The 24,258-nt window shown below is 39.1% G+C and carries 21 protein-coding genes, 1 rRNA gene and 1 pseudogene; 20 read left to right on the top strand and 3 right to left on the bottom strand.

Annotation, left to right across the window (positions count from 1 at the left end):
- The first annotated feature begins 62 nt into the window (after positions 1 to 62).
- The 15 genes and pseudogenes from JTI58_RS05005 to JTI58_RS04935 all read left to right on the top strand — a co-directional run bounded on the left by JTI58_RS05005 (position 63) and on the right by JTI58_RS04935 (position 16,091).
- Positions 63 to 1,076, top strand: coding sequence for an ABC transporter ATP-binding protein (locus JTI58_RS05005; RefSeq protein WP_205445606.1), 1,014 nt, complete (start codon positions 63 to 65; stop codon positions 1,074 to 1,076).
- Positions 1,051 to 2,031, top strand: a complete 981-nt coding sequence (locus tag JTI58_RS05000) for an ABC transporter ATP-binding protein (RefSeq protein WP_205445605.1) — start codon at positions 1,051 to 1,053, stop codon at positions 2,029 to 2,031. The genes JTI58_RS05005 and JTI58_RS05000 overlap by 26 nt, the downstream gene beginning before the upstream one ends.
- Positions 2,032 to 2,061: 30 nt before the next feature.
- A complete protein-coding gene (locus tag JTI58_RS04995; RefSeq protein ID WP_205445604.1) occupies positions 2,062 to 3,678 on the top strand; it encodes an ABC transporter substrate-binding protein in 1,617 nt (538 codons plus the stop codon).
- 225 nt (positions 3,679 to 3,903) lie between these two features.
- A complete protein-coding gene (locus JTI58_RS04990; RefSeq protein ID WP_205445602.1) occupies positions 3,904 to 4,908 on the top strand; it encodes an ABC transporter permease in 1,005 nt (334 codons plus the stop codon).
- A gap of 12 nt (positions 4,909 to 4,920) precedes the next feature.
- Positions 4,921 to 5,817, top strand: a complete 897-nt coding sequence (gene nikC / locus JTI58_RS04985) for a nickel transporter permease (protein ID WP_205445601.1) — start codon at positions 4,921 to 4,923, stop codon at positions 5,815 to 5,817.
- Positions 5,818 to 6,145: 328 nt separating this feature from the next.
- The gene (locus tag JTI58_RS04980; protein ID WP_205445599.1) at positions 6,146 to 6,763 is read left to right on the top strand and encodes a TerD family protein; all 618 of its coding nucleotides are present in this window, start codon (positions 6,146 to 6,148) and stop codon (positions 6,761 to 6,763) included.
- Positions 6,764 to 6,793: 30 nt separating this feature from the next.
- Positions 6,794 to 7,375 (top strand): TerD family protein, encoded by a 582-nt coding sequence (locus tag JTI58_RS04975; RefSeq protein ID WP_048394760.1) that lies wholly within the window; start codon positions 6,794 to 6,796, stop codon positions 7,373 to 7,375.
- A 33-nt stretch (positions 7,376 to 7,408) separates the two neighbouring features.
- Positions 7,409 to 7,984, top strand: coding sequence for a TerD family protein (locus tag JTI58_RS04970; RefSeq protein WP_016994007.1), 576 nt, complete (start codon positions 7,409 to 7,411; stop codon positions 7,982 to 7,984).
- 35 nt (positions 7,985 to 8,019) lie between these two features.
- Positions 8,020 to 8,765 (top strand): annotated as a pseudogene (locus JTI58_RS04965) (TerC family protein).
- A gap of 83 nt (positions 8,766 to 8,848) precedes the next feature.
- On the top strand, positions 8,849 to 10,042 hold the full coding sequence (locus JTI58_RS04960; RefSeq protein WP_205445598.1) for an HpcH/HpaI aldolase/citrate lyase family protein: 1,194 nt from the start codon (positions 8,849 to 8,851) through the stop codon (positions 10,040 to 10,042).
- The gene (locus tag JTI58_RS04955; RefSeq protein WP_205445596.1) at positions 10,023 to 11,384 is read left to right on the top strand and encodes a phosphoribosyltransferase family protein; all 1,362 of its coding nucleotides are present in this window, start codon (positions 10,023 to 10,025) and stop codon (positions 11,382 to 11,384) included. Before JTI58_RS04960 ends, JTI58_RS04955 begins: the two co-directional genes overlap by 20 nt.
- Positions 11,381 to 12,481 (top strand): cysteine protease StiP family protein, encoded by a 1,101-nt coding sequence (locus JTI58_RS04950; RefSeq protein WP_205445594.1) that lies wholly within the window; start codon positions 11,381 to 11,383, stop codon positions 12,479 to 12,481. Before JTI58_RS04955 ends, JTI58_RS04950 begins: the two co-directional genes overlap by 4 nt.
- A gap of 8 nt (positions 12,482 to 12,489) precedes the next feature.
- Entirely contained in the window at positions 12,490 to 13,305 is an 816-nt protein-coding gene (locus JTI58_RS04945; protein WP_243456316.1) for an HAD family hydrolase, read from the top strand.
- Positions 13,306 to 13,402: 97 nt separating this feature from the next.
- Positions 13,403 to 15,034 (top strand): YceG family protein, encoded by a 1,632-nt coding sequence (locus JTI58_RS04940; RefSeq protein ID WP_205445593.1) that lies wholly within the window; start codon positions 13,403 to 13,405, stop codon positions 15,032 to 15,034.
- A gap of 22 nt (positions 15,035 to 15,056) precedes the next feature.
- The gene (locus JTI58_RS04935; RefSeq protein WP_205445591.1) at positions 15,057 to 16,091 is read left to right on the top strand and encodes a toxic anion resistance protein; all 1,035 of its coding nucleotides are present in this window, start codon (positions 15,057 to 15,059) and stop codon (positions 16,089 to 16,091) included.
- Positions 16,092 to 16,220: 129 nt separating this feature from the next.
- On the opposite strand, the gene JTI58_RS04930 is transcribed toward JTI58_RS04935, so the two are convergent.
- Both JTI58_RS04930 and JTI58_RS04925 read right to left on the bottom strand, forming a co-directional pair.
- A complete protein-coding gene (locus tag JTI58_RS04930; RefSeq protein WP_205445590.1) occupies positions 16,221 to 17,309 on the bottom strand; it encodes an FUSC family protein in 1,089 nt (362 codons plus the stop codon).
- Positions 17,310 to 17,444: 135 nt separating this feature from the next.
- Positions 17,445 to 18,731 (bottom strand): glutamate-1-semialdehyde 2,1-aminomutase, encoded by a 1,287-nt coding sequence (locus JTI58_RS04925; protein ID WP_205445588.1) that lies wholly within the window; start codon positions 18,729 to 18,731, stop codon positions 17,445 to 17,447.
- Between the two features lie 129 nt (positions 18,732 to 18,860).
- Here JTI58_RS04925 and bcp point away from each other — a divergent pair, with 129 nt between their 5' ends.
- The 3 genes from bcp to perR all read left to right on the top strand — a co-directional run bounded on the left by bcp (position 18,861) and on the right by perR (position 20,842).
- Positions 18,861 to 19,337 (top strand): thioredoxin-dependent thiol peroxidase, encoded by a 477-nt coding sequence (gene bcp, locus JTI58_RS04920; protein ID WP_205445586.1) that lies wholly within the window; start codon positions 18,861 to 18,863, stop codon positions 19,335 to 19,337.
- Complete coding sequence (locus JTI58_RS04915; protein ID WP_205445584.1) at positions 19,334 to 20,278, top strand: D-2-hydroxyacid dehydrogenase; 945 nt, start codon at positions 19,334 to 19,336, stop codon at positions 20,276 to 20,278. The genes bcp and JTI58_RS04915 overlap by 4 nt, the downstream gene beginning before the upstream one ends.
- Positions 20,279 to 20,398: 120 nt before the next feature.
- A complete protein-coding gene (gene perR, locus JTI58_RS04910; protein ID WP_205445582.1) occupies positions 20,399 to 20,842 on the top strand; it encodes a Fur family transcriptional regulator in 444 nt (147 codons plus the stop codon).
- Between the two features lie 23 nt (positions 20,843 to 20,865).
- Here perR and JTI58_RS04905 read toward each other — a convergent pair whose 3' ends face one another.
- Positions 20,866 to 21,219, bottom strand: a complete 354-nt coding sequence (locus JTI58_RS04905; protein ID WP_205445581.1) for a YgzB family protein — start codon at positions 21,217 to 21,219, stop codon at positions 20,866 to 20,868.
- Between the two features lie 149 nt (positions 21,220 to 21,368).
- Here JTI58_RS04905 and JTI58_RS04900 point away from each other — a divergent pair, with 149 nt between their 5' ends.
- Entirely contained in the window at positions 21,369 to 22,253 is an 885-nt protein-coding gene (locus JTI58_RS04900) for a nucleotidyltransferase-like protein (protein ID WP_205445579.1), read from the top strand.
- Positions 22,254 to 22,604: 351 nt separating this feature from the next.
- Positions 22,605 to 24,156 (top strand): 16S ribosomal RNA (locus JTI58_RS04895).
- Positions 24,157 to 24,258 lie beyond the last annotated feature (102 nt).

The following is a 24,258-nucleotide window of genomic DNA, read 5'->3' as shown; positions in this document are numbered from 1 at the left end:
ATAGTATTCTATTAATATTATTATACATTTAAGTAAAATATAGGTAGGGTGGGGCGTTACACATGAGGAAAAAACTACTAGAAATAAAAGGTTTGAAAACGACCTTTTTCACAGATAATGGGCAAATTCCTGCTGTAGACGATATCGATTTTTCTGTCCATGAAGGAGAAATTTTAGGGATTGTAGGAGAATCGGGAAGTGGTAAAAGTGTTACGTCGCTGTCCATCATGGGATTAATTCCATCACCACCAGGAAAAATAACAGGTGGAGAAATTTTGCTAGATGGCAGAAATATTGCTAAATGTACGGATAAACAAATGCAAAAAATACGTGGTAAAGACATTGCAATGATTTTTCAGGAGCCAATGACTTCGCTAAACCCTCTGTTTACGATTGGTGACCAGTTAAAAGAGGCGATATTAATCCATAATCCAAAATGGTCGAAAAAGGAAGCGTTTGCAAGAGCGGTTGAAATCATGAAGCTTGTGGGTCTACCACGTGCTGAGGAATTGCTAAAGGATTACCCACATCAGCTATCTGGTGGTATGCGTCAACGTGTGATGATTGCTATGGCACTTGTCTGTGATCCTCAGGTATTAATTGCGGACGAGCCTACAACTGCATTGGATGTTACGATACAAGCCCAAATTTTACAGCTTATGAAAGACTTGAATAAACGCTTGAATACAGCTGTGTTGTTAATTACACATGATCTGGGTGTTGTCGCAGAAACTTGTGAGCGAGTGATTGTTATGTATGCAGGACAAATAGTGGAAGAGGCACCGATTCATGAAATTTTCACTAATCCTAAACATCCCTATACGCAAGGACTCATTCAATCAGTACCTGATATGCGTTATAAAAAGGATAATCTATACTCCATTCCTGGGAGTGTACCGAAACCAGGAAGTATTCAGGTTGGCTGTCGTTTTGCAGCACGCTGTGAGTATGCGATGGAACGTTGTTTACAGGAAACACCACCTTTATTTGAGGCAGCTGAGAATCATAAATCGAGATGTTTTTTACTAGAGAAGCAGGAGGTGGAGCAACGTGTCGAAAGCGCTATTAAAGGTTGAGGGGTTAAAAAAGTATTTTCCGATTCGAAAGGGAGTCCTTAATTCGCATACGGGAGATGTAAAGGCAGTAGATGATGTTTCATTTGAAGTATTTGAAGGAGAAACATTAGGGATTGTTGGCGAATCAGGCTGTGGTAAATCGACAACGGGTCGCTTGTTAATGCGCTTACTAGAGCCAACTGGAGGTAAGATAGAATTCGCAGGTAAAATGATTTCAGAATTATCCAACAATGAAATGAGGAAAGCACGTAGAGATATTCAAATGATTTTTCAGGATCCCTATGCCTCGCTGAATCCACGCCATAACATCGGCAAAATATTAGAGGAGCCTCTTATTGTTCATGGGATAGGTAATGCCAAGGAGCGCAAACAGAAAGTGTTGGAGCTACTTGAGATTGTTGGATTGAATGAATATCATATCAAGCGTTATCCGCACCAATTTAGTGGAGGGCAAAGGCAGCGTATCGGCATTGCTAGAGCCTTAATGACCAATCCACGCTTAATTATTGCGGACGAGCCAGTATCTGCGCTCGATGTGTCCATCCAGGCACAGGTTTTGAATTTATTGCAAAAGCTGCAAAAAGATTTAAAGCTGACTTATATTTTTATTTCCCATGATTTAGGGGTAGTTCGCCATATCAGTAATCGTGTTGGCGTTATGTATTTAGGTAAATTAGTAGAGTTGACAGCGAGTGAGGACTTATATGCTGAACCGCTTCATCCATATACACAGGCACTTTTATCTTCGGTTCCTGTTCCAGATCCTACGTTTGAACGGGAACAGATTATTATTACAGGAGATATTCCAAGTGCATCAAACCCGCCAAGCGGTTGTACGTTCCATACGAGATGTCCATTTAAAAAGGAACAGTGCTCACAGGTAGTACCTAAAATGCAAGAAGTGAAACCGGGTCATTATGTTGCTTGCCATCTTTATGAGGCACTCCAACATTAAATGATATAAAAACTCATAGGGGGAAATTCGATGAAGAAAAAGAAGTTTTGGACTTTAGGTGTAATGCTACTCCTTATTCTCTCGACAATCTTAGCGGCTTGTGGCGGCTCAGATACTAAGGATACGGGTAGTAAAGATACTTCAACTGGTGGCGATACAGCTGGCAGTGGAGAACCAAAAATTTTAGTGTATGGTCGTGGTGGAGATTCTGTAGCACTAGACCCTGCTGTTGTTACAGACGGTGAATCCTTCACGGTAACAGCTAATATTTATGAAACATTAGTAAACTTTGGTGAACGAGATGTAACGATTCAACCAGGCTTAGCAAAATCATGGGAGGCATCAGAGGATGGTTTAACGTATACTTTCCAGCTAGAAGAAGGTGTGAAATTCCATGACGGCACAGATTTCAATGCTGAGGCTGTTGTTAAGAATATTGAACGTTGGAAATCAGGTGCGGATAAACACCCTTATTTTAGTTCACAATTTGTCGTTGGTGACAAGCAAGTAATTGAATCAGTAACTGCAGAGGGTGACTACACAGTTGTCTTTAAATTAAGCCAACCACAAGCACCATTCCTGAAAAATTTAGCAATGTCTCCATTCGCGATTGCTTCTCCAACTGCATTTGAAGCAGATGAAGAAGGTTTATCTGCAAATCCTGTAGGAACAGGTCCATTCAAGTTTGTAAGCTGGGTACGTAATGATTCAATCACAATTGAAAAAAATCCAGATTACTATATTGATGGCTATCCTAAATTAGATAAAGTGATTTATCGTTCTATTCCAGAAAACTCTGCACGTTTAAATGATTTATTAGCAGGCAATATTGATGTAGCTGATGGCTTAAGCCCATCTGATAAAGCAACAATTGAAGGCGATGCTAATTTACAGTTAATCGAGCGTCCATCTATGAACGTTGGTTATCTTGGTTTAACAGTTACTCGTCCTCCTTTTGATAATGTAAAAGTGCGTCAAGCAGTTAACTATGCAATTGATAAACAAGCATTAGTGGATGCATTTTATGAGGGGCTAGCTGAGCCAGCGAAAAACCCAATGCCACCAGTAATTTCTGGTTACAACGATGACGTTACAGGCTACACGTATGATCCTGAAAAGGCGAAAGCATTACTTGCTGAAGCAGGCTATGATGGTAAGGAAATTGAGCTTTGGGCAATGCCAGTACCACGTCCATACATGCCAGACGGTCAAAAAGTGGCAGAAGCGATTCAAAAGAATTTAGAAGATGTGGGCATTAAATCTAAAATTGTGTCATTTGAATGGGCTACGTATTTAGAGAAAGCACAAAATGGTGAAGCAGATGCGTTCCTACTTGGCTGGACAGGCGACAATGGAGATGCGGATAACTTCCTATACACATTATTAGACGCCGATAATATTGGCTCTAATAACTATACATTCTATGATAATCCTAAATTACACGAAATTTTTGTTAAAGCTCAAACTGAAATTGATGAGGACAAGCGTAATGAACTTTATAAGCAAGCTCAAGTAATTATTTCTGAGGATGCTCCATGGGTTCCACTTGCTCACTCAACACCAATTTTAGCTGCTAACGTGAAAGTGACGAATTATATTGCGCATCCTACTGGCTCTGACCGTTTAGATGCAGTAGATATTCAATAGTAAATCTCATCATTTTTAATTGAACAAAGAAATGTGAAGAATCTGCTTGCTTTTCTGCGGGTAAGCCGTGGAAATCTCGCAGATTCTTTTCAAGTAACGATAATGATTATTTCCTGTATGAAAGAACTCAACTAAACATTCAAAACCGTTTAGTGAAGGCTCAACCTTTCAACAGTATATAAAGACTTCAAAGTAGATTATGAAAATCATAGAGAGGTGATGAAAATGCTTCACTATATGGGGAGACGTTTACTTCAACTAATCCCAGTTTTGCTTGGAATGACTTTTATCGTCTTTATGTTGATACGAGCAATTCCTGGAAATCCAGCACAAGTTATTTTAGGACAACAGGCGACAAAAGAGGCGGTCGAGGCGTTAAACGCAAGTTTAGGATTAGATAAGCCGTGGTATACACAATATTTTAGTTACTTAGCAGGTATTTTTCAGGGAGATTTAGGGGTTTCCCTACGTACGAAACTACCTGTATCAGAAGAAATTTTTCCATACTTAGCAGCAACGGCCGAACTTGCACTATTTGCGATGATTATTGCGATCGTTATTGGTGTGAATGCCGGGATTATTTCTGCATGGTTCCAAAATTCTTGGTTTGATTATACAGCGATGATTATAGCATTAATCGGTGTTTCTGTACCTGTGTTCTGGCTTGGCTTAATGGAGCAGTGGACATTTAGTAGTAAGCTTGGTTGGCTGCCTACCTCTGGTCGAGAAGATGTGCGAAATCCAATAACCGCCATAACCCATTTTTATTTACTAGATACGCTCATTCAAGGTCGCTTTGATCAATTCGTCGAAGTCATAAAGCGATTAATATTACCAGGAGTAGCACTTGCAACGATTCCGATGGCTATCATCGCAAGAATCACAAGGTCTTCAATGCTGGAAGTTATGCGCTCAGATTATGTACGAACTGCAAGGGCAAAAGGCCAAAAAATGTTTATTGTTGTTTATAAGCATGCATTAAAGAATGCGGTTATTCCTGTGTTAACGGTAATTGGTCTACAAACAGGATTACTGCTAGGTGGAGCCATTTTAACAGAGACGATTTTTAGTTGGCCAGGAATTGGTCGTTATATTTATGATGCGATTGGCTTCAGGGATTATCCCGTTATTCAATCAGGTATTCTAATCGTTGCATTTATTTTCATCATGATTAACTTAATCGTGGATTTACTGTACACAGTAGTCGATCCACGTATTAAATACAAATAGAAGGGAGTTGCAATGATGACTGGAGCAATCGATATAAAAAAAGAAGCAGCACCAGTTCGAGAAAAGGCAGTAGGTCCATGGCTCGAAGGTTGGCGTAGCTTTAAGAAGAGCAAAGTTTCCCTCGTAGGAGCAGGAATTGTTATATTTTTTATTTTACTGGCTGTCATTGGTCCATACATTGCACCACAGGGCATCAATGAACAAAATTTAACAAAGCGTTTACTGGCACCATCCGCTGATCATTGGTTTGGAACGGATGATTTTGGACGGGATATCTTTTCGAGAATCATTCATGGTGCAAGGATTTCGTTATGGGTAGGCTTTTTCTCAGTTATTTTATCCGTCATAATTGGCAGTTTACTTGGCATCATTGCAGGCTATTATGGAAAATGGATTGATACGATTATTTCGCGTATTTTTGATATTATGCTAGCTTTCCCTAGTATGCTACTAGCGATTGCAGTAGTGTCAGTGTTGGGTCCATCTTTACAAAATGCATTAATCGCCATTGCCATTATTAACGTACCGAATTTTGGGCGCTTAATCCGCTCTAAAGTTTTAAGCGTCAAGGAAGAGGAATATATTGTAGCAGCAAAAGCAATTGGCATGCGTGATGCACGAATTCTTTTTTCTCATATTTTGCCAAATTCCATAACTCCAATAATTGTGCAGGGGACACTAGCGATTGCGACAGCTATTATTGAAGCTGCGGCATTAGGTTTCCTAGGATTAGGAGCACAAGCACCAGCACCAGAATGGGGAAAAATGCTGGCGGATGCACGGAAGTTTTTATTAAATGCTCCGTGGACGATGATTTTCCCTGGTCTAGCTATTATGTTAACCGTTCTAGGCTTTAATCTAATGGGTGATGGACTACGCGATGCACTTGATCCAAAAATGAAAAGTTAGTAAATAGGAACAATAGCCTTCTACAAGTTAGAAGGTTTTTTCAGCTGTTTTGGCGAAACGTACAAATGGATATAAAAGGAACATTTTTAACGCAAAAACGTTCTAAGATATATAGAATGTATGAACGGCTTTCCAAAATAAGTAAAACACCTTTTCGGAATGTATGAACGGCTTTCCAAAATAAGTAAAACACCTTTTCGGAGCCATTAATTGAATTTTTTGTCACGTTATTTTAGACTTAATTTAAGTAGAAATCTTTTAGCTTAGTAGATTATTGCTTACCATAAAATCTTTCGTTTGAAATACATATTTGAGGAGGGTGTTAGAGTTGGGGATTAATTTACAAAAAGGACAAAGAGTTGATTTAACAAAAGGTAACGCAGGTTTAAATAAAATTAAAGTAGGTTTAGGGTGGGACCCTGTAAGTCAAGAGAAAAGTGGCGGCTTTTTAGGAGGTTTATTTTCCAGTAGAAATAGTGGCAGTGGCAGAAGTATCGACTGTGATGCTTCGGTATTAATGTTACAGGATGATAAGGTTGTAGCGGGTGACGATGTTGTTTATTTCGGGAAATTAACAAGTAGCTGTGGTTCTGTTCGACACTCAGGTGATAATTTAACAGGTGATGGCGATGGTGATGATGAGGTAATTACAATTGAGCTATCATCTGTACCTACGCAATATAACAAGCTTGTGTTTGTTGTAAACATTTATGATGCGGCAGGTCGCAATCAACACTTCGGCATGATTCATAATGCATATATTCGTGTGTATGATGACAGGACAGGAAGTGAACTAATTCGCTATAATTTAACTGATAATTATTCGAATTTAACGACTTTAGTATGTGGAGAAATTTACCGTCATAGTAATGAATGGAAGTTTGCTGCGGTTGGTACGGGAACAAATGACATAAAGCTTGGCGACGTTGTTCGAAGATATCAATAAATAATTGACTAAATAGGAGGAATAAAAATTATGGGCATTTCACTACAAAAAGGTCAAAAGGTAGATTTAACAAAAACAAATCCAGGATTAACAAATGTTGTGGTAGGTTTAGGCTGGGATACAAATAAATATGATGGTGGTCATGATTTTGACTTAGACTCATCTGTATTTTTACTTGCTGATACAGGCAAAGTAGCAGATCAAAATGATTTTATTTTTTATAACAATACTACAGGTGGTAATGGCTCAGTTGAGCATTCAGGCGATAATTTAACGGGTGTAGGCGAAGGTGACGATGAAGTGGTGAAAGTGGCATTAACTCAAGTACCTGCACATGTTCAGCGACTAGCCTTCACTGTAACAATCCATGATGCAGAGTCTCGCAGTCAGAACTTTGGCATGGTGTCTAATGCCTATATTCGTATTATGAATGCTGCTTCCAACGAAGAAATTATTCGCTATGATTTAGGTGAGGATTTCAGTATTGAAACAGCTATTGTTGTAGGGGAATTATACCGTCATAACGGGGAATGGAAATTTAATGCGATTGGCGCTGGCTACCAAGGTGGTTTAGCTGCTCTATGTAATGATTATGGCTTAAGTGTAAACTAAAATTTCATCTTTGAACAGAAAGGGAGATTTTGAATGGCTATACAATTAAGTAAAGGGCAACGTATCGATTTAACCAAGCAAGATCCAGGCTTAAATAGCATTGGCATTGGGTTAGGCTGGGATGTAAAGCAATTTGATGGTGGACAAGACTTTGACCTGGATGCATCTGTATTTTTACTAGATGCTTCAGGAAAATGTCGTAATGAACAGGACTTTATCTTCTATAATAATTTAGCGAGCCCAGACCAATCTGTTGTCCATACGGGTGATAATCGTACAGGTGCAGGAGATGGGGATGATGAAAAAATTCTTGTCAACTTAAAGCAAGTATCACCTCAAATTGAAAAAATTGTCGTGACGGTAACGATTTACGATGCAGAGGGGCGTCATCAAAACTTTGGACAAGTCTTAAATGCCTATGTTCGATTGACGAACGAAGAGTCGGGATCAGAGGTATTGCGTTACGATTTAGGAGAAGACTTCAGTATTGAAACAGCCGTAGTATTTTGTGAACTGTACCGTCATAATGGTGAGTGGAAATTTGCTGCAGTAGGCTCAGGTTACCAGGGTGGTCTAGCTGCATTAATCAATGCATATGGACTACAGTAACTAGTAGGATATAGGTACATGACGGAGGATTTTGTGTGGATGTAATAAACGAGATATTAAATACATATGCACAGTTTTTTAACTGGCAGATGTGGGGACAGTTTTAACAGATCCAGTATCATGGGGCCTTATTTTTTCGTTGATTATTATGGAGGGCCTATTGTCTGCAGACAATGCGCTAGTTTTAGCGGTGCTTGTTAAGCATTTACCGCAACGTCAGCGAAGAAAAGCATTAATGTATGGGATGTTTGGGGCTTATTTTTTCCGATTTCTCTTCATCGGTATTGGTGTATATCTCGTAAAATTCTCTATTGTTAAAGTAATTGGAGCGACTTATTTAATGTGGTTAGTCATACTGCACTTTAAAAATAAAAGCACTGATGAAGGAGAAGCACACGAGTTTAAAAAGACGGGTTGGATGGTTCGTGTCTTTGGTACTTTTTGGGCGACTGTTATTTCAGTTGAATTAATGGATATTGCCTTTTCAGTAGACTCTATTTTGGCGGCATTTGCGATCTCAGATCAAGTATGGGTTCTATTATTAGGAGGCATTTTAGGCATTATCATGATGCGTACCATCGCTGGTGTATTCCTATCATTAATCGAACGAGTACCAGAGCTTGAAACGACTGCCTATATTTTAATAGCCATTATTGCACTGAAAATGTTTGCTAGTATTTTTGGCTACCATCTTTCACATGAAATCTTCTTTATTATTTTAATTGCTGCATTCTTATTAACATTTGTTGTTCACAAGTTGAATAAGAAAACAGCAGTGTAAACAAGGCACTGTATTGGTCTGTGTGGAACAGGCTGATACAGTGCTTTTTTCACAAAAGGCATAGTTATTGGGGAGAGGATTAGATGCAACACTTTGCAACAGAAGCAGATACGATATTTTATAAGAAGCCACAGCCATTTACTAAGTGGGAATCGCCAGATATTTTGTCGTATGCCCTAGGTGCGACTTTGTATATGCCCGCTTCCATGCCTACGATTGTGAGTTTGATCCGGTCACAAAAATATAAGGAACTCACATCACTCGTCATTGATTTGGAGGATGCAGTAGGAGATTCAGAGTTAGTAGATTGTGAAGCTAAGTTGATCGAGGATATTAGTGAATTATATGCACTCTATCAGCAAAAACAGCTATTGCTTCAGGAGCTCCCATTACTTTTTATTCGAGTACGACATGTTGAGCAATTTCAAAAGTTAACGACTGCTTTAGGGAAAAAGCAGGAAATATTAACAGGCTATGTCTTTCCGAAGTTTACTGCAGAACAGGGTGCACGGTATTTTGAGTTGCTTGAACAAACCATTTTAGAAAATGATTTGATTTTATATGGTATGCCGATTTTAGAGAGTCGTGAGGTACTATATAAGGAATCTCGTATGGAAGCATTATTAGGCATTAAAGAAGTTCTACATCATTACAGAGCCCGTGTATTAAATGTACGAATTGGTGCCACGGATTTCTGTGGTATTTACGGAATTCGTCGCCGTATGGACTCCACCATTTATGATATTAGTGTGATTCGAGATTGTATCGCAGATATTGTCAATGTCTTAGGTCGTGAGGAAGATGGGTTTATTATATCGGGGCCTGTGTGGGAGTATTTTAATAATCAGCGTGTATTAAAGCCCACATTAAGAGTGACGCCATTTAGTGAGAAAGGTGCTCTCGATGCAAGGAAAGCGTTGTTAGATGATTGTTTAGATGGATTAATGAAAGAAGTTTTAATGGATAAACAAAATGGCATAGTGGGAAAAACAATTATTCATCCGAGCCATATTCGTGTTGTGCATGCCCTCTATGCCATTTCGTATGAGGAATATCTAGATGCGCTAAGTATTATAGAAAATAATGATGGACGTAAAGGTGTTATGAAAAGTCACTATGCCAATAAGATGAATGAAATCAAGCCACATATGAGATGGGCACAGCGAATATTAAAACAGGCTCATGTCTATGGTGTTTATCATGAATCTGTCGATTTTGCCTCACTTTTATTACAGTCTGAAATAGGTGGTAGTGTGTATGCAACAACAAATGAGTAAATTAAGCATTTTACCGAATTATTCAATTGATATTGAAATGACCTACAATCCGCATAATTTTGCGCTAACCGATCTGTTTAGAATGGCAGCTCGGATTAATAAAAAGAGACAATTTTTGTTTGTAAGTACGGTTCTAGGCAAACATTTGGCTGTGCGTCCGCAAATCCCCTTACTGACAGGAACTCTTTTAGCTATGCTGTATCAGCAGCAACTTACTGGACAAAAAGAGATGGCTTTGTCAGCTGTCGTAAAAGCTTTAAAAGACAGAGCAAATTTGGATGAAGTACAAAAATCCGTAGAAGGAACCATAGAGTTAACGGAAGAGACATTGTTTATTGGGTTTGCTGAGACGGCTACAGCACTTGGTCATGCAGTATTTAATGCCTTCCATTCGAATGCTATGTATATCCACACAACAAGGGAAGTGCTTCCTGACTTTGAACCGTTTATTACGTTCGAGGAGGAACATTCACATGCGACAAGCCATAGAATTTATACGGAGGAGCCAGAATTTTTACTGCAAGCTAAGCGCATTGTGTTAATAGATGATGAAATTACTACTGGAAATACGGTCATTAATATTATTGAGACATTAAGACAGAAGTTTCCTTTAGTGAAACAATATGCGGTACTATCTATTTTAGATTGGCGTTCTGAGCAGCAGCAATCAATCTTTAAGCAATTAGAAGTACAATGGGATATCTCTATCGAATTCATCTCCATTATGTGCGGGAATTTTAGCTGTTCAGGTATTCCAAGCTTAACAAGCATGCAGCCAAATTTACGAACACAGGCTACAGAGGACATGGCACTATGGCCAATTCAAGTGCCTGTTGATCGAAAATTCTATCGATCTGTCGCTGAGAATGGTTTAGTAAATAATCAGCCTTATCTAGTAGCGACAGGGAGGTTTTTGCTCACGTCAAACCAGCATGTTGCACAAAAGAAATCGTTACAAGCTATCGCTAAGCAATTACAAGAGCTAAGAACAAATGGTCCAGCGCTTGTTATTGGCACGGGTGAGTTCATGTATGTTCCTATGCAAATTGCCTCTTATTTAGGAAATGATGTTTATTTTCAATCAACTACTCGAAGTCCAATCTATTGTACAGACGATTTAGGATATACGATTACCGAAAAAATAGCCTTTGAGAGTCCAGAGAATAACGGGGTTACTAATTATTTATATAATCTACAAAGCCTGTCCTACACGGAACTTTTCTTCATTGTGGAACGTATAGCAAGTAAAGAGGTAGTTGCTCGTGTGGTAAAGGCATTACAAGAAGCCACTAACGCAAAAGTATATGTGATTAGTATGGATGAATTGGAGGTAGAACGATGATATCGACTTTGCAGCCAGATAAAATGGGGAGTTATGCACCAGAGGACGTTATTTTTTTATTGCGTGATATTGGAAGTGCATTTCTTGAAATGGATAATGAAAAACGTGAACAGCTCATTCAATCAGGCATCCATTATTCTGAAATGCTGCCAGTGGAGAAACAACCATCCAATACCTACATGAATCTTTTTTATAAAGCGCTAGATGCTCATGCAGAAAGAATAGCAATCGCCGTTGGAGTGGTAGCAGAACAAATCATTGAGACTAGAGGGTTAGAAAATTTAATTCTTGTGAGTTTAGCTCGTGCAGGTACACCTATTGGCATTTTAATCAAACGGTATATATCCATGCATTATCGTGTGAATGTCCCACATTACTCCATTTCTATACTGCGTGGTCGCGGGTTTGATGAAACGGCGATTCGTTATATTTTGACTCAGCACCCTCTAGGATGTCTTCAATTTATTGATGGTTGGACAGGAAAAGGGGCAATTACCAATGAATTAATCCAATCCTGCCAAAAGTTTAATTTACAATATCAAAAACAGTTAAGTGCTGATTTAGCTGTTTTGGCTGATCCGGGACATTGTGCTGCTATTTATGGAACTCGTGAGGATTTTTTAATACCATCTGCTTGTTTAAATTCGACTGTATCTGGATTGGTGAGTAGAACGGTGTTAAATTTGCAGTTTATGGATGCGAACGACTTTCATGGTGCAAAATACTATAAAGAATTAGAGGCCGTAGATGTCTCAAAGCTGTACATAGAACGTATCGTCACATGTTTTGAACAAGTGCAAAGTACAATTGTGCAACAAATTCAAGAGCAAGACACCTCTCCGATTACTTGGGAGGGTATGAAATCCGTGCAAACAATTCAACGAGATTTTGGTATTGATAATATTCATTTCATTAAGCCAGGTGTTGGTGAAACAACAAGAGTTTTGCTGCGAAGGATACCTTGGAAGATTTTAATTAATCCACAGTACATGCATGAATTGAAACATATTTTATTACTAGCGCAGGAAAAAAATGTATTGGTTGAAGAATATTCAAATATGTCCTATGCATGTTGTGGTTTAATCAAAGAATTATAGAGGAGAATATGATGATACTATTTACATCTGATTTAGATCGAACACTTATTTATTCTAAACGCATGATGGAGATGTTTCCGCCCGCTACAGAGACAATGGTCGTTGAACACAAGGCTGAAAAAGCAATGAGTATGATGACACAGGCAACAGCACCCGTATTGCAACAGGTACACCAACAAACATTATTTGTACCTGTTACGACAAGAGCATTGCATCAATATAAGAGAATCCATTTTATTCATGATTTATGCCCTGCTTTTGCAATTACAAGCAATGGGGGTACAATAGTAGAAAAGGGTCAGCCATATGAAAAATGGACGCAAACATTATCTAGACGTATTGAAGATTCTTCGATCCCTCGTAAGGATATGCTAAAGCTATTTGATAGGGTTAAATCTGATACATGGCTACAACGCTCTTTGTATATAGATGATCTTTTTTACGTACATCATGTGGATATTGAAATTTTACCGTCCGATGAATTACAAGCAATGATTCAAGAGTTCGATGTTCATGGTTGGTATGTGCTTCTACAAGGTAAAAAATTATATTTTATGCCTAAGGTACTGACAAAGGAAGCGGCCATAGAATATATAAAAGAGTTCTGTACATATGATGTGCATATCGCAGCAGGTGATTCTATTATGGATTATGGAATGCTTGCAATGGCTGATTTAGCTTATACACCAAATCATGGAGATTTAAAGGATAAACAGCCAAAAGTTTTACAAAATACAACTTACTCGCCTCACAATGGTGAAGCATTTACAAAAGACCTATTGGAAACGGTTTTACAAATGGCTTCACAACAAACGGTCGTATAGATGTTCAAATATTTTTCGTTGTCATTAGGTAGAGGCGTTCAATGACAAATGAATGCTTCAGCATAGGCTGAGGATGATTTTTAGGAGGTGCGTTTGTATGCAAACAATCACAATTAAATCAGTGTTGGAGCGTCATCCTGATGATTGGCTACAGGCGTTTCAAGATTCACCAAAGGATCGTGCATTTTATGAAATAACAGAGCAACAAGTGAGCTTTAGTAGAATTGCTGTTCGTGTATTAGGCGTACCAATCGAAGAAGATGATTATTTCAATTCATTATTTACATTGTCACAAAACGCTAACATCCATATTTTAAGTGAGGAATTAAATAAACATATTGAACCAAAAGACTTTCAAGCAATACAAACGATCCTTTCGCAGCATCAACAAACACCACAAGGACTATCTATTAATCGTTTAGTGGCAATGATGTATGGCTATCAATTAATTCCTAAGCATGATGACAGTGTAATGAATCGCCATTTACAGTTAGCAACCATTAAAGTAGTAGAGCTCTTTCAAAAACAGCAATCGTTAGGTTTACTAGCAAATGACTTTCGCCGTTTTTTAATTGATATGGTGAAATGGCTAAAAAACCATTGGATTCTATGGACAAAATCCATGAAACCAACAGATGATTTTCCTAAAGTTGTTTGGTACGGGGAAGCAACTCTTAGTCAGCGCTATTTTTTATTACTATTAATGGAGCTTGGCTGTGATGTATTGATTTTTCATCCAGCTAAAATAGATGAATTGGCAGAGATTGATCCTAATGATACATTCTCCATCACTTATGCATATACCAATCAAACAACTTTACAGCCATTCCCTGATAAGTTGCGTGACCGGCAGGCAACGGTCGGATATCGTTCTAGTCAGCATTTTGAACAATTAATGCATGATCAGCAATCAGGTGTTTATAAGCCTTGGCAGTTTAAAGATTTTATGCCGCGTTCCTTAACATTACGGATGACATATGATGATATTTTTATTTATGCAAAAGAGAAAGCTTTGGTTCGACCACAGTTTGAAGTGGTTGGGGATGAGATTGCCATTCCAGTCATATTTGCAAAAATTAGTGGGGTTTCGAGCCAACGTGAAGAATACTGGCATTATATGCATCAGTTATTAGCAAATCCGCAAACTGTTTTTGTCCAGAAATTCCCTTATGCAGCAACGAGCAGAGCCAATTTCCACTTTCACTATAAGCATTGCCTAGTGAATGGAGAGCTGTCAGTAGAGCGTATTATGCAAAGTGATTGGTGGCAATATGGTGAGTTAACATTGGAGCTACAGCGTGCGATTGCCCACACGATAAAAACTTCCTGTGAGCAGCCCATGCTGAAACAACAACCAAATGAGACCTTATATGATTTACAGTTATTTTTATTTAAACAAATGACGATGATTCCACAGGAGATTCTACGATTACTACAAAGCTTTGATTATTCCCAAGAGGTACCGAAGCTGGTATTATACCAAGCACCTCAACAACCAGCATTATCACGTGAGGATATGGCGTTATTGGCCTTTTTAAATCGATTTGGTATGGATATTGTTTTTTACAATCCGACAGGTCAACTAGATTTAGAAAAGCATTTGCAAGAGGATAGTTATGATGTACACCGATTAGAACATATGCTATTTGACTTGCACTATGAAGAACCAAAGCAGCAAAAAAAAGCACCCGACAAAATCATAAAAAAACTCTTTAATCGTTTTTTCTGATGATAGGAAGGAGGCGACACGAATGTCAAATAACTCGTTGACGCTGGAGCAGCTGACACTGGAAACAGCAGAAGCCGTCAAAGAACAGCTACGGGACCATGCAGAGGTACAGCAAATTGCCAATCAAATCAATATAAAAAATCAGGTAGATCTATTGGCATTGGGAAAAGAGCCAGCAACAAAATTAGCTACATTTGCCGATCAAATTTTAGCTATCATCACCCAGTCAACAACTTTCGAATCAAATGAATTATTTAAGCAGCTTGAAGCACTTATGCAGACATTCGACAAACAAGATTTTGCTGAACAAAAGGGCTTTTTTAAAAAGCTATTTGCACGTAAGACTAAAAATGATGGCGATCTATTTACGAAATACAATGGACTGGGTAGAGATATTGAGAAAATCCATTATCAATTTGTGCTGATGGAAGAGGAATTAGCAAAGGATAATCGAGTACTTGCACGCTTATATCAAGAAGACCTAATGTACTACCTTGAACTAGAAAAGTATATCGTAGCAACTGATATGAAACTACATGAGGTCCAAACAACATTGATTCCGATGTATGAAAAACAGAGCGACGCAGGTAATCAGCTGGCGAAAATGGAGCTAAATCGTTTGCAAGCAATTGCAGAGTTCCTCCAGCAAAAAATAGATGAGTTAGATAAATCGCGTATGGTGGCGATTATAACAGCCCCTCAAATCGAGATGCTACGAAATGGCAATCGTGAATTGATTGAACAGATTAATGGTGCTTTTGTTAAGACCATCCCTGTTTTTAAAATGGGGTTAATAAATGCAGTGAATGACAGGCGTCAACAATTACAAAGTCAATCTGCATCAGCGTTTGAAAACCGTATGAAGCAATTTGGAGGAGCCAGCAATGAAGCAGTGCAACTAAGTACTGCCATGGCTCAACAATCAAGCACAATTCAGACTCTTGAAGAAATGTGGGATACTATTGTTTCAGGTATTGCCAATTATCAGCAATTACGTGATGAGCAAACGGTCAAACGCCAGCAAGCTGAGCAACAACTGTTAACATTGCGTCATTAGCTTCTATTCCTCTAAGTAGATCACTACTTGGAGGTTTTTTTGTATAGAAAAAGCAACAGAGTGATCTTCATTCAATGGGTGTTCAAAAGCCCCCCTGAATCAAGGTAATCTGTTGCCATAAAATGCTAGCTAAATGAATTCTTCTTCAAATTCTACATTGATTTCATGTCCATGATAGCTTTGGTAGGACACGATGAGTGTATCTAGATGTTCTAGGTTTTCCTCATAATCTAAAATACGCGATAAAATATAGAGTAGGTGATAGCTAGAAAACTCCGTATCGCCCTCTTCACGAGCAAAGTTGACTTGTTTAATGAAAATTTCCATTAATTCATTACGTTGGACATAGTCGATGCTTTTACTCCACTCGGAATGCTCAGGTTTTAATTTCCCTGTATATTTTAACAGCAATTGTTCGTGGTACGTTAGCAAGGAATCCAGTCTCTCCTGAATCATTAAGTGAAATTGTGTAGGGAGCTGAGCTAATTCGTTTTCGTGATTATGCAAACGCTGTAGCAATTCCAAGCTTTTCTTGGAAGTTAAAATCATTTGTCGATAGACTACTAGTTTGCGTGCTTTCACATATTTTTTATTTTTAAAGTAATTACGCTCTTCCTTATATAAATCATACAGCGTATCCACTCGTAACATACGGTTCTTAAACTTACTTAATGCTGTCTTTGTGGATGTATGCTCAGAAGCTTGACGTACAGCCAGTCGTGTCCAACGAATAATATCATCTTGTAAAATATAAATTTTGCGAAATAGTTTTATCTCATATTTTGGTGGTAAGAACACAAGGTTAACAACAAATGCTGCTAATACCCCAACTAATATCGTAACAAAGCGTATCAAACCAAACGTTAAAAAGTCATCCCCTTGAAATTCCATAATAGCTACGACTGATACCAACGCTAGCGAAAGTGATTTTTCAAGTTTAAACTTCAACATTAAACCAATAGCTATTATGACGGCTATACCAATGGCAACAACATGATGACCAAAAAGTAAGCCGAAAATGACGGCAATTGTCGCACCTATAATATTCGCTTGTACTTGCTCTACAATGGTTTGATAAGAACGATAAATAGAAGGCTGAATAGCAAAAATGGCTGCAATTCCAGCAAAAACAGGTGAAGGCAGTTTTAACAACTCTGCTATAAATAATGCAAATACGATAGCTACACCAGTTTTAAATACACGGGCACCTAATTTCATAAAGATGTCCTTTCTGTCTAATATTTTTTAGCTTCTTTACATTATAGAAGGAAGTGCTCATAAAATACATAGATTTGCACGGATGAATAATAAAAAGGCGACTTCTACTAGCAAGTCGCCTTTTTATTGTCATGATTACAATTGTGAAAACGCAGTATCTACTGCTTTAATTGTTTCCTGAATGTCTGCTTCTGTATGCTCAGTTGTTAAGAACCATGCTTCATATTTAGAAGGAGCTAGATTAATGCCTTGTTCAAGCATAAGTTTAAAGAAGCGTCCGAATATTTCACCGTCAGAGTTTTCAGCTTGCTCATAGTTTTCTACTTTCACGTCTGTAAAGTAAATAGTCAGCGCCCCTTTGAGACGATTTAACGTGATGGTTACGTCATGTTTTTTAGCAGCAGCTAAAATGCCTTCTTCTAAAATTCCACCCAGTCTATCCATTTCCTCGTAAATGCCTGGTGTTTGTAGCACTTCTAGGCAGGCAATACCCGCTTGCATAGATGCGGGATTTCCAGCCATCGTACCTGCTTGGTAGGCTGGACCGAGTGGGGCAACAGTATCCATAATCTCTTTACGTCCGCCATATGCACCGATTGGTAAACCACCACCAATAACTTTACCAAGTGCAGTTAAATCAGGTGTGAGGCCAAGTAAATTTTGAGCGCCACCATAGTGGAAGCGGAAGGCCGTGATGACTTCATCGTAAATCGTTAAGGCCCCTTTTTCTTTTGCAGTAGCGTGTACTAATTCAAGGAAGCCAGGATGCGGTTCAACAATACCAAAGTTTCCTACAATTGGCTCGATTAAAATAGCTGCAATCTCTTCGCCCCATTTATTCATGGCTTCTGTAAAGGCTTCAGGATTATTAAAAGGTACAGTAATAACTTCTTCAGCAGTCGAAGTTGTCACACCTGCTGAGTCTGGTGTTCCTAATGTTGCTGGACCTGATCCTGCAGCTACTAATACTAAATCGAAGTGACCGTGGTAGCAACCAGCAAATTTCATGATTTTTGTACGCCCTGTATAGGCACGTGCCACACGAATCGTTGTCATAACAGCCTCTGTACCAGAGTTGTTAAAACGCACTTTATCCATTGAAGGAATGGCTTCCTTTAACATTTTTGCGAAAGTAACTTCATATTCAGTCGGCGTCCCAAATAATGTACCATTTTCAGCTGCATGCGTTATGGCCTTTGCAATATGAGGATGGCCATGACCAGTAACAATTGGTCCATATGCTGCTAGATAGTCGATATAACGATTGCCGTCTACATCCCAAAAATAAGCGCCTTTTCCTCGAGCCATAGCTACAGGAGAACCGCCACCTACTGCTTTATATGAACGAGAAGGGCTGTTTACACCACCAACAATATGCTGTAATGCCTCTGCATGTATTGCTTCAGATTTTGCATGATTCATAGAATTGCCTCCTAACTTTTTATACGTAATCTATTGTAGACCTATCGCTGTAAGAAATCCAAAGAAATTAAGAGATATGACTTGATTTGTTACTTAGAGTAAAATAGAACCTACAGAGGAGGAGATTGTATGACTTTACTAGAAGGACAAAAGGCGCCGGATTTTTCTCTAATGAATGAAAAGGGCGAGATGGTGCATTTAGCTGATTTTAAAGGAAAGAATGTTATTTTATACTTTTATCCAAAGGATATGACACCAGGCTGCACGACAGAGGCATGTGATTTTCGCGATAAATTTGAGGACTTCAGTCATTTAAATGCTGTTGTTCTTGGTGTTAGCCCAGATAATGCAAACAAACATACAAAATTTATTGATAAGCATGGTTTACCATTTTCATTATTAGTTGATGAGGATCATGCAATTGCTGAAGCATATGATGTATGGGTTTTAAAGAAAATGTATGGACGTGAATATATGGGCATAGAGCGTTCAACGTTTTTAATTGATACGGAGGGTAAGCTTGTAAAAGCTTGGCGTAAAGTTCGAGTAAAAAATCATATTGAAGAAGTTTACACATATTTAGCAGAACAGGAGGCAGCACAATGAGAATCTATTTTACATTTGAACCTAGACCAGATTTAAGAGAGCCATTATTAGCAGAATTTCCACAGGTTGAATTTATCTTCGAAAAGGGCTTATCAAATGAAGAGCTTCAACAAGCGGATGTATTAGTTACATATGGTGAAGATTTAACAGAAGAAAGTATTCAATATGCGACCAAGTTAAAATGGATTTTCGTTGCATCGGCGGGTATAGAAAAAATGCCAGCTCAGGCTATTATCGAACGTGGGATTCTAGTCTCAAATGTTCGTGGCATTCATAAAACACCTATGGCTGAGTCGATGCTCGCCCATATTTTAGCGATTAAACGAGCTTTGCCTTGGGTGTATGAGCAGCAAAAGAAAGGTGAATGGTCGAAAAAAGCGCAGCAAACGGAATTACGAGATAGTACGGCACTTATTTTGGGACCAGGTGCCATTGGTTCGGAAGTTGGGCGTTTATTGCAAGCTTTTGGCGTGAAGACGATTGGCTGTAACCGCTCGGGAAAAGAAGCGGCTTATATGGATACGATGATTAGCTTTGCCCATTTAAAAGAAGCGCTACCTAATGCGGATATTGTTATTTCTGTGCTACCAAAAACAAAAGAAACGACCCATTTATTAAAAGAAGCGCATTTTGCCGCAATGAAAAATAGTGCGATTTTCATGAATTTTGGTCGAGGTAATTTAGTTGATGAAAAGGTGCTCATTCAAGCGATTGAAACAAAGCAAATAGGACACGCAGTTTTAGATGTATTTGAAGAGGAACCTCTGTCATCTGACAATCCATTATGGACATTACCAAATGTCATAGTATCACCTCATGTATCAAGTCATTCTTCTCGTTATGTTGAGCGCAGCTTAGAAATTTTCAAGCCAAGCCTAATAAAATGGCTAAAGGGTGACACTGATTTAGAAAATGTTATGGATTTATCAAGAGGATATTAAGGAATAACCATTGATTTATTGAGAATAAGCAATGTGTGATTGTTGACGAAGTAGTACGAATTGGATACACTATTTATAACAATTATAAATTAATAATACTTATGGAAGAGGTGCATGACGATGTCTGCAACGCATTTACAAGATGCACTGGACACGTTGAAAACAACTGGTGTACGTATTACTCCTCAGCGTCATGCTATTTTGGAATATCTAATTCAATCAATGGCACATCCTACTGCCGATGAAATTTATAAAGCACTTGAGGGCAAGTTCCCTAATATGAGTGTAGCGACTGTTTATAACAACCTGCGTGTATTTCGTGAAGTAGGTCTTGTGAAAGAGCTAACTTACGGGGATGCTTCAAGTCGCTTTGATTTCGTGACAAACGATCATTACCATATGATTTGTGAATGCTGTGGTAAGATCGTCGATTTCCATTATCCTGGACTCGACGAAATAGAGCATTTTGCATCACAGGTAACAGGCTTTGATGTGCATTCGCATCGTTTAGAGATATACGGCACTTGTCCATCATGTAAAGCAGCTACTGCAAAAGTACAATAAAAATCCTAGCTCTTAAAAAAGGGCTAGGATTTTTTTGTTTTACTATTATAGGATTGATCAAACTCTTTACCTTCTAGAGTAGGATCAAGTGTTAATGGCTCATTGCAGTACATGCACATATCTACTCGGCCTAAAACCTTTGTATGTTTATGGCAATTAGGACACTCAACTTGAACAGCTCTTGTTGATAGTAATCCGATCCAAGCATATACAACTGTACTACCGATAATACAAAGAACACCTAAAGACATGAAAATTAAAACTAATATCGGGCTATTTTTAAAGAAAATGCCTCCGTACATGACAATAAAACCAAAAAAGATTAGTGCTAATGCGAATGAACGTATTTTATTAATTTTACTTTTATAAGGTTTCATATTTCATCTTGCCTCCCAATCTAAAATCTACTATAACATATAAGGGCAAAGTATTTTAGCTTTGAACTGAATGAAAGAAGGAATACTTTTAGAGTATGTCGAATTTTTAACGGAACAAAAGAACCTATATGAATAAAGGGGGGCTGAACATGGAGCAAGTACTGCGTCCAATATATCAAGAACGTGCGAGTCAGTCGAATACATTAGGCGTAATTTTAGTGGAAAAGCGTGAAGAACAAAGTAACGTTACAGATACATTTGATACAGTTTTACTCATTATCGTAAAAGAAGCAGAGCAACCAGTCTTTTCAAAACATTACTTATATGAAGGAAATAAAATCGCTCTACATACTGTTACGGAGAAATTAATTCGCAAATGGTTACTCATCGGTTCAAATAGGAAGGTCGTCGATTGGATATTCTTCGGTAGAGTACTATTTGATCGGAATGAGTTTCTGCATAAATTAAAAATAGAATTGCAGGAATTTCCGTATAGCGGCCGTAAAATTAAAACAGGTATTCAATTTTCAAAGTTAATTCGGCGCTATTTGGAAGGGAAAGAATACTTCGATAAAGGAAGTTACTTAGATGCTTATAATCACGTTGTTGATTCTCTACATCATCTAGGCCGTTTATCTATTATCGATAGTGGCCTGTATCCTGAAGTAACTGTTTGGGCACAAGTGAAAAAAATTGAGCCGGCTATCTATAAGCTGTATGAAGAGCTAGTGACAAGTAATGAACCAATAGAAAAGCGCTTAGAATTGTTGTTTTTAGCAAGTGAGTTTTTAATTCACTCTCGTACACGAGATGGAGCACAGCATATATTAGAAGTTATGCAAACAAAAGAAATGTGGACCATTCAAGAACTGCATGACCATCATGAGCTCGTAAATTACTCAGTAGATCTAGAAGTGTTTGTTGAGTATTTAGTGGATAAAGGCTATATTCAAATAGAACCAATTGCTGCGAAAAATGATAGAATATTTCACCGTCATTACAAGGTAAATAAAGATGCTCTAGAAATGGGGTAATGACTGTAGTATGCTTGTAATCGAGGTATTTAAAAATACCTCGATATTTTTTTAGAAAAGTAGTTGACGGATGGTATTTTAGTATTGTATTATATTAATTGTCGCTAAGACATAACGAACAACTCAGAAAGAAACACAAAAAACTTTTTAAAAAAGTTGTTGACATGTTTTGAATGAGATGTTAATATAAAGGAGTCGCTGAAAAACGACTTAAACAATGAACCTTGAAAACTGAACAAGCAAAACGTAATCAATAAAGTTTTAAGTAGCTAGCTTCGGTTAGTGAACGAAACAAAAAATTTGGACATCAAAATTGATGCCAGCAAAACAATTTGAGCTAATCAAATTTCTTTTATGGAGAGTTTGATCCTGGCTCAGGACGAACGCTGGCGGCGTGCCTAATACATGCAAGTCGAGCGAACAGAGAAGGAGCTTGCTCCTTCGACGTTAGCGGCGGACGGGTGAGTAACACGTGGGCAACCTACCCTATAGTTTGGGATAACTCCGGGAAACCGGGGCTAATACCGAATAATTTGTTTCACCTCATGGTGAAACACTGAAAGACGGTTTCGGCTGTCGCTATAGGATGGGCCCGCGGCGCATTAGCTAGTTGGTGAGGTAACGGCTCACCAAGGCGACGATGCGTAGCCGACCTGAGAGGGTGATCGGCCACACTGGGACTGAGACACGGCCCAGACTCCTACGGGAGGCAGCAGTAGGGAATCTTCCACAATGGGCGAAAGCCTGATGGAGCAACGCCGCGTGAGTGAAGAAGGATTTCGGTTCGTAAAACTCTGTTGTAAGGGAAGAACAAGTACAGTAGTAACTGGCTGTACCTTGACGGTACCTTATTAGAAAGCCACGGCTAACTACGTGCCAGCAGCCGCGGTAATACGTAGGTGGCAAGCGTTGTCCGGAATTATTGGGCGTAAAGCGCGCGCAGGTGGTTTCTTAAGTCTGATGTGAAAGCCCACGGCTCAACCGTGGAGGGTCATTGGAAACTGGGAGACTTGAGTGCAGAAGAGGATAGTGGAATTCCAAGTGTAGCGGTGAAATGCGTAGAGATTTGGAGGAACACCAGTGGCGAAGGCGACTATCTGGTCTGTAACTGACACTGAGGCGCGAAAGCGTGGGGAGCAAACAGGATTAGATACCCTGGTAGTCCACGCCGTAAACGATGAGTGCTAAGTGTTAGGGGGTTTCCGCCCCTTAGTGCTGCAGCTAACGCATTAAGCACTCCGCCTGGGGAGTACGGTCGCAAGACTGAAACTCAAAGGAATTGACGGGGGCCCGCACAAGCGGTGGAGCATGTGGTTTAATTCGAAGCAACGCGAAGAACCTTACCAGGTCTTGACATCCCGTTGACCACTGTAGAGATATGGTTTCCCCTTCGGGGGCAACGGTGACAGGTGGTGCATGGTTGTCGTCAGCTCGTGTCGTGAGATGTTGGGTTAAGTCCCGCAACGAGCGCAACCCTTGATCTTAGTTGCCATCATTTAGTTGGGCACTCTAAGGTGACTGCCGGTGACAAACCGGAGGAAGGTGGGGATGACGTCAAATCATCATGCCCCTTATGACCTGGGCTACACACGTGCTACAATGGACGATACAAACGGTTGCCAACTCGCGAGAGGGAGCTAATCCGATAAAGTCGTTCTCAGTTCGGATTGTAGGCTGCAACTCGCCTACATGAAGCCGGAATCGCTAGTAATCGCGGATCAGCATGCCGCGGTGAATACGTTCCCGGGCCTTGTACACACCGCCCGTCACACCACGAGAGTTTGTAACACCCGAAGTCGGTGAGGTAACCTTTTGGAGCCAGCCGCCGAAGGTGGGATAGATGATTGGGGTGAAGTCGTAACAAGGTAGCCGTATCGGAAGGTGCGGCTGGATCACCTCCTTTCTAAGGATTATTTCGGAATACAAACCTTGGGTTTGTAAGATTACGTTTTGCGTTCAGTTTTGAAGGTTCATTCTTTCTGAATGAAACACTTCAAAACTTGTT

Source organism: Lysinibacillus fusiformis, assembly GCF_016925635.1.
Lineage (GTDB): Bacteria > Bacillota > Bacilli > Bacillales_A > Planococcaceae > Lysinibacillus > Lysinibacillus fusiformis_F.
Note: the sequence above shows the minus strand (reverse complement) of the source record. Positions and strands in the feature narration are given on the sequence as shown.

Bases quoted from the DNA above. Each gene is read 5' to 3' on its own strand.
- JTI58_RS04945 (WP_243456316.1), top strand. From the start codon at position 12,490: ATGATGATACTATTTACATCTGATTTAGATCGAACACTTATTTATTCT.
- JTI58_RS04990 (WP_205445602.1), top strand. From the start codon at position 3,904: ATGCTTCACTATATGGGGAGACGTTTACTTCAACTAATCCCAGTTTTG.
- nikC (WP_205445601.1), top strand. From the start codon at position 4,921: ATGATGACTGGAGCAATCGATATAAAAAAAGAAGCAGCACCAGTTCGA.
- JTI58_RS04930 (WP_205445590.1), bottom strand. From the start codon at position 17,309: ATGAAATTAGGTGCCCGTGTATTTAAAACTGGTGTAGCTATCGTATTT.
- JTI58_RS04975 (WP_048394760.1), top strand. From the start codon at position 6,794: ATGGGCATTTCACTACAAAAAGGTCAAAAGGTAGATTTAACAAAAACA.
- JTI58_RS04995 (WP_205445604.1), top strand. From the start codon at position 2,062: ATGAAGAAAAAGAAGTTTTGGACTTTAGGTGTAATGCTACTCCTTATT.
- JTI58_RS05005 (WP_205445606.1), top strand. From the start codon at position 63: ATGAGGAAAAAACTACTAGAAATAAAAGGTTTGAAAACGACCTTTTTC.
- bcp (WP_205445586.1), top strand. From the start codon at position 18,861: ATGACTTTACTAGAAGGACAAAAGGCGCCGGATTTTTCTCTAATGAAT.
- JTI58_RS04950 (WP_205445594.1), top strand. From the start codon at position 11,381: ATGATATCGACTTTGCAGCCAGATAAAATGGGGAGTTATGCACCAGAG.
- JTI58_RS04940 (WP_205445593.1), top strand. From the start codon at position 13,403: ATGCAAACAATCACAATTAAATCAGTGTTGGAGCGTCATCCTGATGAT.
- JTI58_RS04960 (WP_205445598.1), top strand. From the start codon at position 8,849: ATGCAACACTTTGCAACAGAAGCAGATACGATATTTTATAAGAAGCCA.
- JTI58_RS04905 (WP_205445581.1), bottom strand. From the start codon at position 21,219: ATGAAACCTTATAAAAGTAAAATTAATAAAATACGTTCATTCGCATTA.
- perR (WP_205445582.1), top strand. From the start codon at position 20,399: ATGTCTGCAACGCATTTACAAGATGCACTGGACACGTTGAAAACAACT.
- JTI58_RS04915 (WP_205445584.1), top strand. From the start codon at position 19,334: ATGAGAATCTATTTTACATTTGAACCTAGACCAGATTTAAGAGAGCCA.
- JTI58_RS04970 (WP_016994007.1), top strand. From the start codon at position 7,409: ATGGCTATACAATTAAGTAAAGGGCAACGTATCGATTTAACCAAGCAA.
- JTI58_RS04900 (WP_205445579.1), top strand. From the start codon at position 21,369: ATGGAGCAAGTACTGCGTCCAATATATCAAGAACGTGCGAGTCAGTCG.
- JTI58_RS04955 (WP_205445596.1), top strand. From the start codon at position 10,023: ATGCAACAACAAATGAGTAAATTAAGCATTTTACCGAATTATTCAATT.
- JTI58_RS04925 (WP_205445588.1), bottom strand. From the start codon at position 18,731: ATGAATCATGCAAAATCTGAAGCAATACATGCAGAGGCATTACAGCAT.
- JTI58_RS04935 (WP_205445591.1), top strand. From the start codon at position 15,057: ATGTCAAATAACTCGTTGACGCTGGAGCAGCTGACACTGGAAACAGCA.